General features: G+C 54.5%; 18 protein-coding genes. 3 read left to right on the top strand and 15 right to left on the bottom strand.

All coding sequences use genetic code 11. The annotated features are described in order from the left end of the window. Window positions 1-34: 34 nt before the first annotated feature. The 12 genes from AURMO_RS02320 to prmC form a co-directional block, all read right to left on the bottom strand. The gene (locus tag AURMO_RS02320; RefSeq protein WP_110232969.1) at window positions 35-934 is read right to left on the bottom strand and encodes a F0F1 ATP synthase subunit gamma; all 900 of its coding nucleotides are present in this window, start codon (window positions 932-934) and stop codon (window positions 35-37) included. Between the two features lie 50 nt (window positions 935-984). Continuing rightward, window positions 985-2,625 (bottom strand): F0F1 ATP synthase subunit alpha, encoded by a 1,641-nt coding sequence (gene atpA, locus AURMO_RS02315; RefSeq protein ID WP_110232968.1) that lies wholly within the window; start codon window positions 2,623-2,625, stop codon window positions 985-987. Window positions 2,626-2,683: 58 nt separating this feature from the next. Further along, the gene (locus AURMO_RS02310; RefSeq protein ID WP_110232967.1) at window positions 2,684-3,481 is read right to left on the bottom strand and encodes a F0F1 ATP synthase subunit delta; all 798 of its coding nucleotides are present in this window, start codon (window positions 3,479-3,481) and stop codon (window positions 2,684-2,686) included. After that, the gene (locus tag AURMO_RS02305) at window positions 3,481-4,029 is read right to left on the bottom strand and encodes a F0F1 ATP synthase subunit B (protein ID WP_110232966.1); all 549 of its coding nucleotides are present in this window, start codon (window positions 4,027-4,029) and stop codon (window positions 3,481-3,483) included. Before AURMO_RS02305 ends, AURMO_RS02310 begins: the two co-directional genes overlap by 1 nt. Before the next feature lie 28 nt (window positions 4,030-4,057). Further along, window positions 4,058-4,294, bottom strand: a complete 237-nt coding sequence (gene atpE, locus AURMO_RS02300) for an ATP synthase F0 subunit C (RefSeq protein ID WP_096380363.1) — start codon at window positions 4,292-4,294, stop codon at window positions 4,058-4,060. Window positions 4,295-4,339: 45 nt separating this feature from the next. After that, a complete protein-coding gene (atpB, locus tag AURMO_RS02295; protein ID WP_239406872.1) occupies window positions 4,340-5,170 on the bottom strand; it encodes a F0F1 ATP synthase subunit A in 831 nt (276 codons plus the stop codon). Between the two features lie 211 nt (window positions 5,171-5,381). Beyond that, entirely contained in the window at window positions 5,382-6,641 is a 1,260-nt protein-coding gene (locus tag AURMO_RS02290) for a Fic family protein (protein WP_110232964.1), read from the bottom strand. 115 nt (window positions 6,642-6,756) lie between these two features. Further along, the gene (locus AURMO_RS02285) at window positions 6,757-7,206 is read right to left on the bottom strand and encodes a Cg1360 family ATP-synthase-associated protein (RefSeq protein WP_110232963.1); all 450 of its coding nucleotides are present in this window, start codon (window positions 7,204-7,206) and stop codon (window positions 6,757-6,759) included. A gap of 2 nt (window positions 7,207-7,208) precedes the next feature. Continuing rightward, complete coding sequence (locus AURMO_RS02280; protein ID WP_110232962.1) at window positions 7,209-8,546, bottom strand: MraY family glycosyltransferase; 1,338 nt, start codon at window positions 8,544-8,546, stop codon at window positions 7,209-7,211. 4 nt (window positions 8,547-8,550) lie between these two features. After that, window positions 8,551-9,228 carry an L-threonylcarbamoyladenylate synthase gene (locus AURMO_RS02275; RefSeq protein ID WP_110232961.1) on the bottom strand — a complete coding sequence of 226 codons (678 nt, stop codon included), beginning with the start codon at window positions 9,226-9,228 and terminating at the stop codon, window positions 8,551-8,553. A 50-nt stretch (window positions 9,229-9,278) separates the two neighbouring features. Continuing rightward, window positions 9,279-10,265, bottom strand: a complete 987-nt coding sequence (locus AURMO_RS02270; protein ID WP_110232960.1) for a glycosyltransferase family 2 protein — start codon at window positions 10,263-10,265, stop codon at window positions 9,279-9,281. A 30-nt stretch (window positions 10,266-10,295) separates the two neighbouring features. Next, window positions 10,296-11,195: a peptide chain release factor N(5)-glutamine methyltransferase gene (gene prmC, locus AURMO_RS02265; RefSeq protein WP_110232959.1), complete on the bottom strand. Its 900-nt coding sequence runs from the start codon at window positions 11,193-11,195 to the stop codon at window positions 10,296-10,298. Between the two features lie 99 nt (window positions 11,196-11,294). Between prmC and cysK the strand changes: the two genes are divergently transcribed. The 3 genes from cysK to epsC all read left to right on the top strand — a co-directional run bounded on the left by cysK (window position 11,295) and on the right by epsC (window position 14,158). Then, complete coding sequence (gene cysK, locus AURMO_RS02260) at window positions 11,295-12,230, top strand: cysteine synthase A (protein WP_110232958.1); 936 nt, start codon at window positions 11,295-11,297, stop codon at window positions 12,228-12,230. A gap of 135 nt (window positions 12,231-12,365) precedes the next feature. Next, entirely contained in the window at window positions 12,366-13,541 is a 1,176-nt protein-coding gene (locus AURMO_RS02255) for an ATP-binding protein (protein ID WP_110234842.1), read from the top strand. A gap of 32 nt (window positions 13,542-13,573) precedes the next feature. Then, the gene (epsC, locus tag AURMO_RS02250) at window positions 13,574-14,158 is read left to right on the top strand and encodes a serine O-acetyltransferase EpsC (protein ID WP_110232957.1); all 585 of its coding nucleotides are present in this window, start codon (window positions 13,574-13,576) and stop codon (window positions 14,156-14,158) included. Window positions 14,159-14,293: 135 nt separating this feature from the next. On the opposite strand, the gene AURMO_RS02245 is transcribed toward epsC, so the two are convergent. The 3 genes from AURMO_RS02245 to rffA are packed head-to-tail and all read right to left on the bottom strand — an operon-like array spanning window position 14,294 to window position 17,684. Next, window positions 14,294-15,289 carry a glycosyltransferase family 2 protein gene (locus tag AURMO_RS02245; RefSeq protein WP_110232956.1) on the bottom strand — a complete coding sequence of 332 codons (996 nt, stop codon included), beginning with the start codon at window positions 15,287-15,289 and terminating at the stop codon, window positions 14,294-14,296. Next, complete coding sequence (locus tag AURMO_RS02240; protein WP_110232955.1) at window positions 15,289-16,536, bottom strand: glycosyltransferase family 4 protein; 1,248 nt, start codon at window positions 16,534-16,536, stop codon at window positions 15,289-15,291. Before AURMO_RS02240 ends, AURMO_RS02245 begins: the two co-directional genes overlap by 1 nt. Beyond that, window positions 16,536-17,684 carry a dTDP-4-amino-4,6-dideoxygalactose transaminase gene (rffA, locus tag AURMO_RS02235; RefSeq protein WP_110232954.1) on the bottom strand — a complete coding sequence of 383 codons (1,149 nt, stop codon included), beginning with the start codon at window positions 17,682-17,684 and terminating at the stop codon, window positions 16,536-16,538. The genes AURMO_RS02240 and rffA overlap by 1 nt, the downstream gene beginning before the upstream one ends. Window positions 17,685-17,691: the final 7 nt, after the last annotated feature.

The raw sequence follows: 17,691 nt of genomic DNA, 5'->3' as shown, positions 1-17,691 counted from the left end.
CTTCTTCTCTCTTACCGGGTTTGGAAAGTCTGTGTTACTTGGCGGACGACAGGGCGTCGGCGCCACCAACGATTTCGGAAATTTGCTGGGTGATCTCGGACTGACGAGCGTTGTTCGCCAGACGGGTGTAGTCGCGGATCAACTTGTCGGCGTTGTCGCTTGCCGACTTCATTGCGCGCTGACGGCTCGCGTGCTCGGACGCAGCCGACTGCAACATCGCGTTGTAGATGCGGCTTTCGATGTAGACCGGAAGCAGTGCGTCCAGTACCTTGTCAGCCTCGGGTTCGAACTCGTAGAGAGGAAGAACCTCGTCATCACCAGGCTCGTCCACGCCTTCGACAACTTCCAAAGGAAGCATGCGAACGACGTGAGGAACCTGAGAAACCATGGAGACGAAACGGTTGTACACAACGTGGATTTCGTCCACACCACCGTCTGCGTAGTCGCGCAGGAAGCTTTCGAGAACTGCACCAGCGATTTCCTGGGCGGTTTCGAATACGGGCTGGTCTGTGCCACCGGTCCATACACGCTCAGCGGGACGCTGGCGGAAGGAGAAGTAAGCGTTTGCCTTGCGGCCAACCAGGAAGTAGACAACTTCCTTGCCCTGCTCACGAAGAAGCTCTGCGAGCTGCTCCGATTCGCGCAGAACCTGCGAGCTGAAAGCACCAGCAAGACCGCGGTCTGAAGCCAGAATCACAATCGCCGCGCGCTGAATCTTTTCAGGCTCAGTGGTGAGGATGTGTGACACGTTGGAATACGTGGCAACGGCCGACACGGCGCGAGTAATCGCACGCGAGTAGGGCGTGGACTGCAGAACACGTGCCTGCGCTTTTTGAATGCGCGAGGCAGAGATCAGCTCCATTGCACGCGTGATCTTCTTGGTCGTCTGGGCAGAACGAATTTTCTGCCTATAGACCCGAAGTTGCGCTCCCATGTCTCTCCTGTGGTTTCTCTAAATGTGGTTGATGTCAGTGAAGAAGGCGCTTAGCGCTTCTTCTTGACGATCTTTTCCTGCTTGACGTCGTCAGCATCGATAGCGGTGAATTCTTCCTTACCAACCGAAGCCAGTGAAGAACCGTCGCCCGCCTGGAATTCCTTCTTGAAGGCAACAACGGCCTTCTCGAGGTCTTCCACAGTCTTGTCATCGAGCACGTTGGTGTCGCGCAGAGTGGTCAGAACCTTGGTCTTGCGACCGAGGTAGTCCAGGAACTCACGCTCAAAGCGCAGGATGTCCTCAACAGGAACCTCATCGAGCTTGCCGGTGGTACCTGCCCAGATGGAGACAACCTGGTCTTCAACGGGGTAAGGAGTGTACTGAGGCTGCTTGAGCAGTTCGGTCAGACGAGCACCACGTGCCAGCTGACGACGGCTTGCGGCGTCGAGGTCAGATGCGAACATTGCGAATGCCTCGAGTGAACGGTACTGAGCCAGTTCGAGCTTCAAGGTACCGGAGACCTTCTTGATCGACTTGACCTGAGCGTCACCACCCACACGAGAAACCGAGATACCTACGTCAACTGCCGGACGCTGGTTCGCGTTGAACAGGTCGGACTGCAGGAAGATCTGGCCGTCGGTGATCGAGATCACGTTGGTGGGGATGTATGCCGAGACGTCGTTTGCCTTGGTCTCAATGATGGGAAGACCGGTCATCGAACCTGCACCAAGCTCGTCAGAGAGCTTTGCACAACGCTCCAGCAGACGGGAGTGTAAGTAGAAGACGTCACCGGGGTATGCCTCACGTCCTGGTGGACGGCGAAGCAGCAGCGATACGGCACGGTAAGCCTCTGCCTGCTTGGAGAGGTCATCGAAAATGATGAGAACGTGCTTGCCGCCGTACATCCAGTGCTGACCAATGGCAGAACCTGTGTAAGGGGCAAGGTACTTGAAACCTGCGGGGTCAGATGCAGGAGCAGCCACGATGGTGGTGTACTCCATTGCGCCAGCGTCCTCGAGTGCGCCCTTTACAGCAGCAATCGTGGAACCCTTCTGGCCGATAGCAACGTAGATGCAGCGAACCTGCTTGTTGGTGTCGCCGGACTCCCAGTTAGCCTTCTGGTTGATGATGGTGTCGATCGCGATAGCGGTCTTACCGGTCTGACGGTCACCAATGATGAGCTGACGCTGTCCACGACCAACGGGGATCATGGCGTCAATAGCCTTGATACCGGTCTGCATGGGCTCGTGTACCGACTTACGCTGCATAACGCCAGGAGCCTGGAGCTCGAGAGCACGACGGCCCTCAATCTTCTTGATGTCACCGAGACCATCGATGGGGTTACCGAGTGGGTCAACCACGCGACCGAGGTAGCCTTCGCCAACGGGAACGGAGAGAACCTCGCCAGTGCGGGTTACTTCCATACCTTCCACGATGCCGGTGAACTCACCGAGGACAACAACACCGATCTCGTTCTCGTCGAGGTTCAGGGCGAGACCAAGAGTGCCATCTGCGAAGCGGATGAGCTCGTTAGCCATCACACCGGGCAGGCCCTCAACGTGTGCGATACCGTCGGCTGCGTCGATGACGTGGCCAACTTCGTTCTTCGAAGCCTTGGTGGGCTTGTAGGAAGAAACGAAGTCCTTGAGAGCGTCGCGGATCTCGTTGGGGCTGATCGTAAGTTCTGCCATTGTGTTTTCCTTGTCTGATTCAGTCGGTTGACTGAGAGGTTTTGGTAAGTGTTACCGGCTATCCAGCGAGCTGGAGTCGCAGTTCTTGAATACGGGACGAAACTGAACCATCAATCACGTCATCGCCAACCTGCACGCGCAGGCCACCGATAATCGCAGGATCAATGATGAGGTTGATGTTGAGCTCGCGTCCGTAGACCTTCGCCAGGGACTTGCCCAGGCTGGTGAGCTGCGCTGCAGCAATAGGCTGCGCACTGGTCACGGTTGCAATGGATGCGCCTGCCTGGTCCGCAACAATGTCTGCTGCGTAAGAGAGCAGGGCGCCAATGCGGCGACCACGAGGCTGCTGAACAAGCGCAGACACGATGGCAATAGTTGCCGCCGATGCCTTGCCCTTGAGCAGCTTTACTACGAGAGCGGCTTTAGCGTCGGGGTTACCAAGCTTGGAACCAAGGCTGAGCTCGAGTTCTGCGTCGCTCGACACGGCACGAGAGAACGCGAACAGCTCAGCGTCTACAGCTTCATTCTTCTTGGAACCCGACACAGCAGCGCGGATAGCGATTTCTTCGACACCGGCGAGCAGGTCATCCTGGCTCGACCAGCGATCAGAGACGATCTGTCCCAGCAGCTTGGATGCGGTGGCATCCAGTCCCTTGCCGAAAACCTTGCCCAGAAGGGAAGACTTGTCGGCTGCAGGAACAGCAGGGTCAGCTAGTACAGCGCGCAATTGGGCAGACTCAGCGAAGGCACGACCAGCAGCAAAGAGCTGTTCGCCCAATGCCAGGTTTGCCTTTGCTCCCAAGCCAGCAAGTGCTGCCTTGGAGCTAGTGATTGCGTGTCTGCTTGCGCTACCCATTACTTAGCTGCCTTCTCCGAAGCTGCGAGGTCAGCGAGGAAGCGGTCAACGAGAGCCTTGGACTTCTTGTCATCGGTGAGAGCCTCACCGATAACGCCCGAAGCTAGGTCGATGGCCAGCGAGCCAACCTCACTCTTGAGCGAAACGAGTGCCGACTGGCGCTCTGCTTCGATCTGAGTTTTTGCAGTCGCAGTGATGCGAGCTGCCTCGGTTGACGCGAGATCCTTTGCCTCAGTCACGATCTTGGCGCCGTCTGCACGAGCAGCGTCGCGGATCTTGCCTGCCTCAGCACGTGCGTCAGCGAGCTGCGCGGTGTACTTAGCAAGGGCTTCCTCAGCTTCACGCTGAGCAGCATCTGCCTTCTCGATGTTTCCCTCGATAGCTGCTCCGCGCGCTTCCAGCATGGCTGAAACGTTGGGGAGCACCTTCTTCCAGAAGAAGATGAGGATGATCGCGAAGACGACCGCCGACCAAACCATGTCGTACGGTGCTGGCAACAGAGGGTTTGGTGTTTCCTCTGTTGAAGCCACGATTAGTGCCTGAAGCATGATGCCTCCGTGTCGAACGGGTAGATGACTAGTTGGTGAAGATGAAGTAGGTCGCGATACCGATGAAGGCAAGTGCCTCGGTGAAAGCGATACCCAGGTACATCAGAACCTGAAGACGACCAGCAAGTTCAGGCTGGCGTGCAACCGACTCGATGGTCTTGCCGACGACGATACCTACGCCGATAGCGGGGCCAATGGCTGCGAGACCGTAGCCGACGGTGGCAATGTTGCCGTTGATTTCGGCGAGAACCGATGTTGCGTCCACGATTGTTTCCTTCCGTGTGGTCGAGACTGGCGGATGCCAGACCCGTTAGTGTTCCTCAGCCAGCGCGAGCTGGATGTAGACCGTTGTAAGCAGGGTGAAGACGTATGCCTGGAGCACAGCAACAAGAATCTCGAAGACCGAGAAAACGAAGCCGAAGGCAAACGTGCCGAGACCGAAGAAACGAGCCCAGCCCGCGTCGTCGAGAGCGACAGAGAAGAAGAAGAAGTCTGTAGCTGAGAAGCAGAGCACCAGAAGAAGGTGACCGGCAACCATGTTCATCAGAAGACGAAGAGCCAGAGTAATCGGACGCAGGATGAAGATCGAGAAGAACTCAATCGGAGTCACGATGATGTAGATAGGCCAGGGAACTCCTGGGGGGAAGAACGAGTTCTTCAAGAACGCACCAGGGTGCTTCTTCAGACCGGCATAGATAAAGGTGACGTATGCCACGATGGCCAAGGTCAAAGGAAGACCAACAAGTGACGAACCGGCTACGTTCATACCGGGGAAAATACCCGGGATGTTCATAGCCAGAACAGTAAAGAAGATGGCGGTGAGCAGGGGAAGGAAGCGCTTGCCGTCCTTCTTACCCAAGAGGTCTTCGGCAATGTTGACGCGGACAACGTCCAGTGCCATTTCAGCCAGCGACTGTCCCTTGCCAGGAACAAGCTTCATGTTGCGCGTAGCAAGCCAGAACAGCAGGATGACCAGCGCTGCCATGACGAAGCGGATCAGGATGATGCGGTTGATCTCGAAAGGAGTACCAGCAAAGAAGATCGCGTCAGGGAAGAACTCGTTGATCGACGGCCCGTGAAAGCTCGAGTCGCCCTCTGTCGAGGTGACGAGCTTGGTTACAGCGTTTACTAGCAGCGCTATCTCCTGTTTCGGGGCGTGGAGCTTCTGCTCTCGCGTCGACGAACATGCGGGATCCCCCAGCAGTTCAATCTCGTTTGGCTTCGTTGTCGAAACGTGGGTGATTGATCCGCAGATGGTGCGAGGGATTACTCAAGACTTTACAGGGAAAAAGTGCGGCTGACCCAATCTAAAAAAGACTTACCGGTCAGCGGAATGTTCTGTCTGCGTTGGCCTACTGCTCCCGTGCGGGAGCCGGCGGTCCGAGACGAATTTTCTTTCCTTGCGTATCGACGCCGCCCACGCGATTGCTGCGTTCTGTCAACGCCACGAGAGAGAGGTACCGATCAGCAGTCCAACAGAGCAACTTACCCTTGTGATCCTTGGTGCGGGAGAGTATTTTCGCCGCTTCAAGCTCTCCCAGTGCCCGGTGTGCAGATGCCAGCGAAACACCAAATCTGCTTGTGACAGACTCCGCAGTCAACACCGGTTCCGCTGCAAGAGAGTCAAGTATTTTGACCGTCACCGCATCACGACGCGGTGCATTGGGGACAACACCACTTTCACGCCGAAAAGAAACGAATTGCTCGGCTAGTTCTTCATCTAGTTCAGAAACGAGCTGAGCTAACTTCACAGCATTTGCGGCGGCACGTTCCGTCGCTTCAGCAAATGCAATGACCCAGTCGTCTAACAAAGCAGGTTCTTGGCGGAATCCCGTCAACCCAGAAATATATGCGTCCACATTTCCGGCAAAAACTGTACTGATGGGAATGAGAGAGTTCCTCACCGCATCTGCTCTTTTGAGCACTGAGTGAATGAGCGCTCGACCTGTTCGACCGTTGCCATCAACGAAAGGGTGAATGGTTTCAAACTGAGCGTGAGCAATGGCTGCCCGCACAACCGGATTCCCCTCGGTGGCGGTGATGAATTGTGCCAAGTTGTCAACGAGGCGTGGCACATCACTCTCTGGCGGCGGCACAAACTGGGCCCTCAGCGGGCTCCAACCAGATCCCCCCACCCAGTTCTGTTCTGTGCGGAGCCCATATTCAAGTCGTGGCTCAATCACATGCTGAAGCGCACACAGGTCAGCCGTTGTGATCTCGCGGGTGTGTTCCGAGAGTTCAGCTATTGCTTGTTCAGTTGCGCGAACATTTGCCACAACATCAAGTGCGGCTTGAGTCCCCTGTCTCAACGATTCTGCGATAGCAAGTTTTTTGGGGGTGACTCGGTTACCTTCAATCCAGGATGAGGAGATGCTTTCGGAGCGGATAAGTAAATGGCTCAAATAGCCACCACGGCTGCCCACTCTCTCATCAGCGCGGGCCAACACCACCAATGCATCTTCTGCTGCAGATTGTGCGCGTTCACCCAGTTGAGGCAACCGCAGGCTGAGCTCGTCTGGAACATAAGCCAGATAGCGCCCCGCTGCTCGATCTTTGCGGCTGAGTCCACCAGTGTCTTCTGGTTGCCAGAGCCTCTCTACGTAAGTACCCATGGTGACTCCTGACGTAGAAAAAGGAAGCTTATATTTCTACTTTAGAGCATCTAACCGAGAAATAGGAACACGAACCGACAGGATATTTCAAGAGCAGCGAGGCCGCTGACTGAAGCTAACGACTGAGGTCTGAAACGTAGGGCATGCGGGTCTTCATCACGACCATCACGTCCACCACCAGCGAGGCAATGACGCCGGCGATGAGAGACAAGAACAGGGCAGTCGGGTTGATCCAGGGCTGGTCGCGCAGCGCAAGCGCTGCCACGATGAACGCCACAAACTTCAACAACCAGGCGCCCAGCACGATGCCGAAGAACGCCACGATGTCATAGCGAACCGCAACCAGAATGCTCAGCGCTGTGATCCCAAGAAACACACCGGCCATTGCTGCACCAATAACCGCAGACCAGGCAGCGGTCGGACCGGCAACGAGCAGGCCAATGACTCCGCCCACCACAGCAATAGCTGCGGCGAAAGCGAAGCCATAGGCCAACGTGCGACGCAGCACAGGAACAGAGCTGGGAACACCGGGAGGAAGAACGCGTGAGGTTTCAGGATTAGTCATGACTACTTGTCTTTATCTTTCTCATCTGCGAACTTGGGTTTAGAAACGGAGGCTGGTTTCTTGGAAGACCCGCGCTTCACGGTTCCGCCCAAGTCAATCTGGCCGGTAGCACCGGCAATGATTTCTTCGGCAGGAACAGGAACGTCGTCTTCGAACTTGTTGCTGGCTGCATCCAGAGGGTCATATTCCGCTAGTACAGCGTCGTCCTTGAGCGACTGGATTGTCTTCTCCACACGCTGGCGACGAGTCAAAGGCAGGATGGTCAACACAGCGCTGACAATCGTTCCCACAATCAAGAACACCACGGCAATGGCATAGGGCTTCACAATGAAGAACAGCAAGAAGCCGATGGAAACAACAGCAGTCCAGCTATAGAGGATCAGCACTGCTTGCAGGTGAGAGTGCCCCATGTCGAGCAGCCGGTGGTGCAAGTGTTTGCGGTCAGCTGTAAACGGAGACTTGCCCGCGCTCACGCGGCGCAAAACGGCGAGTGAGAAGTCAGCCAAAGGCAACAGCAAAATGGCAAACGGCAACATGATGGGCAGGAATGCAGGTAGCAACTGAGACTTACCTAGGCCCGTCTCCGTGAACCCACCGGGATCAATCTGGCCCGTCACCGCAATACCGGCCACTGCCATGAGCAGACCCACCAGCATGGAGCCGGCATCTCCCATGAACAAACGAGCTCGGTGCCAGTTGAAGGGTAAGAATCCAGCACACGCACCCACCAACACGGCAGCAATCAGCGAAGCAAGGTTGAAGTAGTTGGATGGGCTGGTCTCTCGCGCAAGCAGGTAGCTATAGATCAAGAAGACACCGTTGGAAATCAACGAGACACCGGCAACAAGCCCATCGAGGCCGTCAATGAAGTTGACGGCATTCATCACCAGAACAATGACAAAGATGGTCAGCAAGAACGACATGGTGGGTGAACCCACTGTGATGCCACCGATGGGCAGAGACAGAATCTGAACACCCTGCCATGCAACGAGAGCAGCAACACCCAACTGCGCAGCAAGCTTGATGGTCCAGTCCAAATCCCAGAGGTCGTCGAGAACACCGACCACCACAATGAGGAACGCAGCCCCCATGATTGCGAGGGCAGGCCCGGGGTCAGCGAAGACGACACGGAAGAAAGGAATCTGGCTTGCGATGGCAAACGTCAGCACGATTCCGAGGAACATTGCCACGCCACCCAAACGAGGGGTGGGGCGGGTGTGAACGTCACGTTCACGAATCTTGGGATAGAGCTTGTACTTCAGACTCAGGCGACGAATCACATATGAGAACCCAAAGGTGACCACTGCCGAAGCGCAGGCCATCAAAGCCAGCATGAACACGGAGTTAGCCCACCGCTTCAGTTGCTGGCTCGAGGGTGTCTCCGATGACTTCTCTTAGCTGCGCAGCACTAATGACACCGTCGCGAAGAATACGGATTCCGCCTTCACCACGAGACAAGCTTGTGGCATCCACGATGGTGGATGCCTGGCCGGCAGTTGCTTCTCCCCCATCGAGATAAACCTCAACACGAGCACCTAGCTGGTCATGTGCGCCAGCTGCAGTCGTGGCCGCAGGCTGGCCAGTCAGGTTTGCTGAAGAAACAGCAAGTGGTCCGGTCTCGGCAAGGAGTTCCAATGCGACTGGGTGGGCGGGAACACGAACAGCAACTGTGCCGTTGGTATCTCCCAAGTCCCAGGCCAGTGAAGGCTGTGCCTCGAGCACGATAGTGAGTCCGCCAGGCCAGAAGACTGCAGCAAGAGCGCGAACTTCGTCAGGAATGTTCTGCGCAAGCCCATCCATGGTTGCTGCTGAAGGCATCAACACGGGAGGAGGCGACTGGCGCCCGCGACCTTTGGCCTCCAGAAGCAGTTGCACTGCTTCTGGACTGAATGCATTAGCTCCTACGCCATAGACAGTGTCCGTAGGGATTACGACAAGCTGACCCTTCGCCACGGCTTGGCGAGCAAGCCGCATGCCGGTGAGGAGTTCGGAATTATCCGAGCAGTCGTAGATGCGAGACATAACTCTGACAGTTTACGCGTCGAAGTTTAAAGCGAAGTTGGAACAGCGCCTTAGAGCGGCTGAACCAAATCACGCAGTACATCACGGGGTCCATTACTCACTCGGAAATAACGACCTGTGATGACTTGCCCCAGCACAGGAACCCAGCGAATAGCTCTACTACGCGGGTAGGCAGAACGCGCTTGTTGTAACTTCAGCGAAGACGAAATCAGCGATTGTGCAGTAGCAGAAGCTCCGAGGACATTAGAGCGTTCTGAAAGAGACGTGATTCGAGTCAACAGGCGAGCATTACGTTCTGCCCCTTCAGCGCGTAGCTTGGCCATGCGGGTGGAGAGTGTGTTCTTCTTCACACCAATCTGGTTGGAATCATGTTGGCGATAGCCAATCAATGATTCCGTCACAGCGAACTTCTCATCTGACAGTGCAGCAACCATGGCTAGCCACTCATCATGAACCCAGCCGGAGGGAAAAGGTGCGGCTTTGTCGAAGACTGAACGTGAGAAGGCAGCAGTAGCACCGGTCACAATGTTCCGCTTGATCAGAACATCTACGGGGTGTGAAACAATCCCCGCTCGTTCTGATGCAGAGAGAGATAGAGCTTCGAAAAGTGAGTGACCTAGTGGCTCACCACTGGAGTTAACCAACTGGGCATCGCCAAAGACGAAACCTGCACCAGCTTTCAGCCTGGAAGTTTCGACTTCCAAGCGCTGCGGGAACCACAGGTCATCTTGATCTGCCAAGAAGATATAGGGCTTGGTAGTTGCAGAAATCGCCTGCTCGAAGTTCTTGGTGACGCCCAAAGATGACTTGTTTGAGATCACAGTCAATTCCACTTTGCGCAGTTCAGAACTTTGCTCAGAAAGGCGTTCCCAGGTTTGCTTGAGAAGAGCAATCGTGCCGTCTGCTGAGCCGTCATCTGAGACCACGATTTCAGCAGGCAAGAGCGTCTGAGCAGCCATGCTCTCTAGCTGTTCCACGATGTACTGCGCACCGTTGTAAGTGCACATTGCCACCGCGATGTCCGGCGAAATAGCCACAGGTCAACTCCCCTTAGGTCAGGGTTCAGTCTACGGGCGGGTCGCTGTTGTGTAGCGGTCGCGACCGGTCAGGTCGCGATGTGTTGCTGGAGCCCGCCACCCGTCAGCCGAGAGAATTTCTCGAATGTCAGCGCCTTGCAATTCACCATGCTCCAACATGAGAGCGGCACCAGGGCGCCCGAGTACTAAAGCCACCTGGGACACCTGGCGCACCACGTCAAGACCGTCCTGGCCGCCATAGAGAGCCAGTTCGGGGTCAAAGAGCTGAACCTCTGGGTCGCGTGGAATGGCATCCACGGGGATGTAGGGAGGGTTGGACGCAATCACTGCGACAGAGCCTTCAAGATGAGGGAAGGTCGCTAGTAACTCATCGCCTGCAAGGTCGCCCGGAACCAGGTGAGCATTATTGCCACCGAGTGCAGAAAAGTTCTTCGACGTCCAAGGGAGCGCTTCAGGGCTCTTCTCGACGGCATAGATGGAGGCATGAGGAACTTCGGTTGCCATGGCGAGTGCAATCGCGCCCGAACCTGTTCCCAGATCAACACCGATTGGCGAAGGTTCCGCCAGAGAACGTAGAGCGTCAATAGCCATGCCCGCAAGCTGCTCAGTTTCTGGGCGCGGGACAAAGACTCCTGGGCCCACCTGAAGTGTCATTGACCTAAACCAGGCGACCCCCAAGATGTGTTGAAGCGGTTCGCGGCCAGCCCGACGCTCCACCAATTGACGAATAGCAAGTGCGGATTCACCTGGCACGGTGAAGCCCGTGACCAGCTTGGAGGCGAGTTCACCGCGGCTCCAGCCCAGAATGTGACCGATCAAGAGCTCGGCGTCCACATCAGCATCGAGAATGCCCGCAGCACTCAGAACCTGCATTGCCCACTGACGGAGATCAGCGAGGGCAATGTCGTCGGCGTGCGGTGTGGAATTCATAATGTCTTTGAACGTAACAGAACTATGCGGGGGTGCGTGTGTGCCACATAATCAAAGAACGCTTTAGTACCACCCACTTAGTAGAGAAACAGGTTCATCGTGGCTCGTCTGTATGACAACATCACAGAGCTCACTGGCAACACCCCGCTGGTGCGCATCAACAGCTTGACCAAGGGCGCTGGCGCCACGGTTTACGCCAAGCTTGAGTTCTACAACCCCGGCAACTCCGTCAAGGACCGCCTGGGTAAGGCGATCATCGACGCTGCAGAGAAGTCTGGTGAGCTCAAGCCAGGTGGAACCATCGTTGAGGGAACCTCCGGTAACACCGGTATCGCTCTCGCCCTCGTAGGTGCAGCTCGTGGCTACAAGGTCATCTTGACCATGCCCGAGACCATGAGCATCGAGCGCCGCGTTCTTGTGCGTGCATACGGTGCTGAAGTTGTCCTCACCCCCGGTTCTGAGGGAATGCGCGGTGCTGTTTCTCGCGCAGAAGAGATCGTGGCAAACACTCCTGGTGCAATCCTGGCTCGTCAGTTTGAGAACGCTGCTAATCCAGCTATCCACCGCGCAACTACTGCCGAAGAGGTCTGGGCTGACACTGACGGCAAGGTAGACATCTTCATAGCAGGCGTGGGAACTGGTGGAACCATCACCGGAACCGGTCAGCGCCTCAAGGAACTCAACCCCAACATTCAGATCATTGCTGTTGAGCCTGAAGAGTCCCCCATCCTCAACGGTGGCGCTCCTGGCCCTCACAAGATCCAGGGCATTGGCGCGAACTTCGTGCCCCCCATCCTCGACACCACCGTCTATGACGAGGTATTCGACGTCAACTTCGACCAGTCGATCGAGTTTGCTCGCCGTCTGGCTGCAGAAGAAGGCATCTTGGCTGGAATCTCCACCGGAGCTATCTTCTACGCAGCAACCGAGGTTGCTAAGCGTCCCGAAAACGAGGGCAAGACCATCGTTGCCATCGTCTGCGACTATGGCGAGCGCTATGTCTCCACCGCACTGTGGGAGCCTTTTAAGGACTAGCCCCTCTATTCAGAACCCCCGTTTGACGAAGTCTTACGGGGGTTCTTGGGTTAATAGTGATTACGCATGAACCCGTTTATAACAATTTATAAGCATTTATAGTTTTTTCTTATAAGTACTTATAAAATGTTACATATGGAACATGGAACGAACCCTTACTCCCCTGGCGCTGGTCGAAAGCCGACTGAACTTGTTGGAAGAGACCAAACTCTGGACAGATGGAAATCTAGTCTGCAGCGAATCGAAAATGGTCGGGACGCAAGATCTTTTTGCCTATACGGTTTACGAGGTGTCGGCAAAACCGTTCTGCTTGCTGAATTTTCCAGAGAAGCAAAGAAACACGAATGGATAGTAGTTAAATTTGAAGCCGGGGCTGGACAAACTCTTCGGGAAAGACTGAGCCTGGAGCTACATCAAGTTCTTGCAGATTTCGCAAGGCCAGGCGCAAAAGAACGAATGCTAAAAGCTTTCAAAACACTCGCGAGTTTCAAAACAACGTTCGATCCTAATTCTGGAAACTTCAGCTTTGGTATCGACCTAAGTGATCAACCAGGCGGAGGTGCGGATTCAGGAAACTTAGAATCTGACATGTTTAAACTCGTCCACGACGTCTCCAGCGCAGCGCAAGATCTCGGCTTGGGCTTCACACTATTGGTCGATGAAGCTCAAGACCTGGAGGAAGAAGAACTCGCTGTTCTAGCTGCAGTTACTCATCGCGCTGGGCAAGAAGGTTGGGCATTTCTAGCTGCCGTTGCCGGACTTCCAAGCCTCCCAAGATTGTTTTCTGAAGCGAAGTCTTATACAGAACGGCTTTTTGATTATCATGAAATTCGAGAATTACCCCTTGAAGATGCGCGGTTAGCGCTCACCTCACCTGCTGCTAGTGAAGGAATCGGGTGGGAAGACAGTGCTCGAGATTATGTGATTAACGCAGCAAGCGGATATCCCTATTACATCCAGCAATTTGGACATGATTCATGGATCGCCGCGGATTCCGACCCGATTTCTCTCCAAGATGCTCAACAAGGAGTTGAGTTTGGACAACGGGAATTAGACGGTGGGTTCTTCCGGTCCCGCTGGGATCGCGCCACTACCAAAGAAAAAGAATATCTCCGTGCCGTTGCTGCAGAGGGAAACAATTCAGCTATGTCTAGTGAAGTCGCCTCTCGCATGGGGCGAAAGATTGAAAGCCTTGGGCCCGCTAGGGCAAATTTGATTTCAAAAGGCATAATCTACGCCCCCGAACATGGGGTCGTAGCATTTACCGTTCCTGGAATGGTTGAGTTCATCAATCGACAAACTGACGAATAGTTTTTTAGAACTTAGATAGCCTTGTAAGTCTTATGCTCAATATCCGTGAAGACATCGCCAATGCGCGCTCACACGACCCAGCTGCTCGCTCGTCGTTTGAGACCTGGGTTGTTGCCTCTGGTCTTCACGCTGTCTGGGCTCACCGCTGGCACCACTGGCTCTGGACTCATGGGTTCAAGTTCATTGCTCGCGTGGGGTCTCAATGGATCAGGTTCTGGACCGGTATTGAGATTCACCCTGGAGCGACCATCGGCCGCCGATTCTTTATTGACCACGGCATGGGTGTTGTCATCGGTGAAACTGCAGAAATCGGTGACGACGTGATGATCTATCACGGCGTCACACTTGGTGGGCGTTCGCTCGAGCACGGAAAGCGCCATCCCACCATCGAGAACAATGTCACTATTGGCGCAGGCGCCAAGGTACTTGGCCCCCTCATCGTTGGTCACAACAGCGCAATTGGCGCCAATGCAGTTGTGGTGAAGGACGTTCCTGCAGACTCACAGGTCGTAGGCATTCCAGGTATTGCCCGCCCACGTAACGGCAAGGTAGCGGTGCCAGGTGACGTAGTAGAGGACAACGGTCGTGCGTGGGTAGATCCCGCCATGTTTATTTAAAAAGTTCTAAAAGCTCTACATGCAGGTAAAATAATAAACAGCAAGAGTTTGATTCTCTGAGAAATCCGACAGTCGACTTGGTCCCTCACGAATATGCTGCGGCAGTGAGGGATTGCTCATTTAAGCTTCCGTGGATTATTTCGCTCGTGAAACTTCCAATGAATACTTCGCAATCTTCTTACCGTCATCCAGCGAGACATTGAGTGCTCGGTGAATGTTGACCCACTTTGTCCATGCATAGGCGGGGTTCACAAACATCCAAAGCGTCTTGGCCCAGATGCTGTAGTCGCCATCTCGCAGAATCTTGCCCCAGCAGACAAGTACATCTCGCACGGCGCGAAGCTTGGCTTGGGCCCACGACAAAGACTGTCGACCTTCGCCCACACGACGCATACCTAGGTTCTCATCAAAGATACGTTTGCCGTATTCACTTAAGGTGACGTCGTTGGAATGCTCCACCACAGCCGTGGCTACATAAGCTTTGCGGTAGCCAGCTTCTAAGAGATCTCTCGCGAAAGCCATGTCTTCGCTGTAGTTCACGTCACGGTAGGCAATTGTGTTGAGTAAGAAGTCGCGTCTGGTTGCGGAGTTCACATCAGAGTAGAACAACTCTCCCGGAGAAAGTTCATGCGTCTTCGAGAGTGCGCCATCAATGACGGTGGTTTCTCCGTCAGGTCCGCAGGCTCTGAATACGCCATCTATTTCATACTTCAATAGTGGTGAGCAGTTAGCCCGGGCAATGTGCTTTCCCACAACCCCCACACAGTTCAGACCTGCAGAGTCCAGTGGTGCTGTGATGTTAGTGAGCCAGTTGGAATCTGTAGGAATAGCGTCGTGGCTGAGATAGGCGATGTAGGTGCCACGAGCAAGCCTCGCAGCTAGGTTACGTGTCTTCCCGTGGCCAAACTCTGAACCTGGAATCTCCACCAAGCGCACGGCTGGGTGGGTGCCGATAATGTCGAGGGTGGCATCGCTTGAACCAGAGTCAATGATGAGAATTTCAAAGTTGCCTGCGAAGTCTTGAGATTCGACAGCATGAAGCAAACGGTCTAGATACTTCTCACCATTGAAAGTAGGAATGAAGACGGTTGCATCAACCGTCTTCTTACTCTCTGGAGTAACGAGGGGCATTACTTCTTCTTGCGCTTGATGATCTTGTCAAAGGTGGCCACGACGTGTGCGCCTGCATTGTTCCAGGAACCACCTTCAGCAGACTTAGCCAAGGAACGCGAATACTCAACCTGATCTGGGCGATCCAAAGCCGCAATGATGCGATCAGCCATGAGTGCGGGAGACATAGGCACGAACTCAATACGTGGATCATCACGCAAGGTCATGCGTGTGTTTTCACCATCGTTGACCACCGGAACAACACCACAAGCCATGACTTCCAAAGGAAGCAAAGACATGCAGGTCAGCGAAAGAACAAGCGCAGCACCACAGCGGTTATAGAGCTCTGGGAGCTGAGAAACCTGAAGAGTTCCGTGGTTCACAAACGGGAATTCAATTCCCGCTTTGGACATGTCCCACCCTGCGATGTTGATGGAGATGTCAGGACGTCTGCGGTGGACTTCTTCAAGAACAAGGAGTCCAAACTCGGTGCCACGACGAGGTGTCGTAGGGCGGGCATAGAACAAGATTTCATTGCGAGCAGCGTCGTTGGTCCGGGTGTAGCGAGATGCATCTACGGAGTATTCGTAGAAGTCTGTGGGCATGCCGTAATCACGCTTGAGCTTCGCGGCAAGCCACGAACCGATCGTGATTCCGTGGTACCCGAGACGGTATGAGTTCTCTGCCACAACGTAGTCAGGACCTGCAGGAAAGAAATAGGGTTCAAAGTCGAGAACCCAGTAGATCCTGGGGATATTGCGCTCGTAGCGCCATGCCGCATATGCAGTTGCCCAGTCTGTCGCAACAATGACATCAAAATCACCGGTCAGACCCGTTTCAGGGTCATACATCTGGTATTCAGCATTGAGCTGGGGGTAACCCGAGTTGGTGGAAAGCATGTGCTTCACACCCTCAACACTCACCTTGGGATAGGCGCCTGCCGAATAGAGAAAGATGGTGATTTCATAGCCGGCTTTTTCCAGGAATTCCATAAACAAGTATGCGTTCTGGTGACCACCACTGGATCTTCCCGGAGGTGAGATAACCCACGCAATCTGAGGCTTCCCGCCAGGCTTGACAGGCTTTTCCGCTTTGAAGTCTCGGTCTTGTGTCCAGTCAACAGCCAAGACATCTTGCTTGAACACTGTTGCTAGGGGTACTTCTTCGAAAGGGTTTGACCGTGAGGTCAACCACTTTGCTCCGCGCCACGCAGTGGACTTCACGCCCTCATATTTGAGCATGTCAGAGGCACGTTTGAGAACGGACATTACTTCTGGAAAGCCTTCACGGTGTCAATGACGTAGGCAATCTGAGCATCCGTCATTCCTGGCCAGAGAGGCAACCGAGCAAGACGCCCTGCAAAGGAGTCTGTCTTAGCGAGAGAACCTACAGTTCGACCATACTTGTTGCCAGCGGGGCTGGAATGAAGTGGCACGTAGTGGAAGGTACCAATAACTCCATTGCTTCGGAGGTATTCAAGAAGTGCATCTCTGGTGTCTTGATCAGGCATCAAGACATAGAACACGTGAGCAGCATGTTCCCCATTTATGGGAGACATGACTGCACCGCCTAAAGACTTTGCCCAATCGGTCAAAGCTTCGGAATAGGTGTTCCAAATCTCAAAACGTCGTTCCTGAATGCCTTCAAAAGCATCTAGTTGAGCATCTAACACTGCTGCGTTCAGCTCTGAAGGAAGATAGCTAGATCCCCAATCCACCCAGGTGTATTTGTCGACTTGACCACGCAAAAACTTAGAACGGTTGGTTCCCTTTTCTCGCATGATTTCAGCAGCTTCAACGAGTGCTGGATCATTGATCAGAACCGCTCCACCTTCACCACAGTGAATGTTCTTGGTGTCGTGGAAACTCTGTATAGCAACAGAACCAATGGTTCCGAGAGCACCGTATCGAGAATTCACAGCTAGTCCGTGAGCATTGTCTTCAATCACGGGGATGTTGTGCTTGCGAGAGATCGCCATGATGGCGTCCATATCCACAGGCGCTCCGCCGTAGTGCATGACGGAGATGGCTTTTGTCTTAGACGTAATTGCCTTTTCAACCTCGACGGGGTCAACGTTTCCACTGTCGCCTTCGATATCGACGAAGACGGGCACTCCCCCGGCAGCAACGATAGATGCCGCGCCCGAAGAGAAGGTAAAGCTGGGGACGATTACCTCGTCACCTTCACCGATACCCAATAGACGAACTGCCATCTCAAGCGCAGCTGTTCCAGAAGTGGTGAGCAGGACAGTTGGAGAACCCGTAAGTTCCACCAACTTTGCTGACGCAGACTTCGTGAAGGGGCCGTCACCATGGACATGGTCTGACGCAATTACTGCGGCCAAATTGTCTGGTGCAGCAGGCGCACGAAAGGGCACCGAGAAAAGAATCGGTGCCAATGCATCGTTTGCAGACATGCTTTGA

Origin of the sequence: Aurantimicrobium photophilum (assembly GCF_003194085.1) — a bacterium.
In the GTDB taxonomy this organism is placed as follows: Bacteria; Actinomycetota; Actinomycetes; order Actinomycetales; family Microbacteriaceae; genus Aurantimicrobium; species Aurantimicrobium photophilum.
The sequence above is the reverse complement of the archived record's forward strand: the minus strand, read 5'-3'. Positions and strand labels throughout refer to the sequence as shown.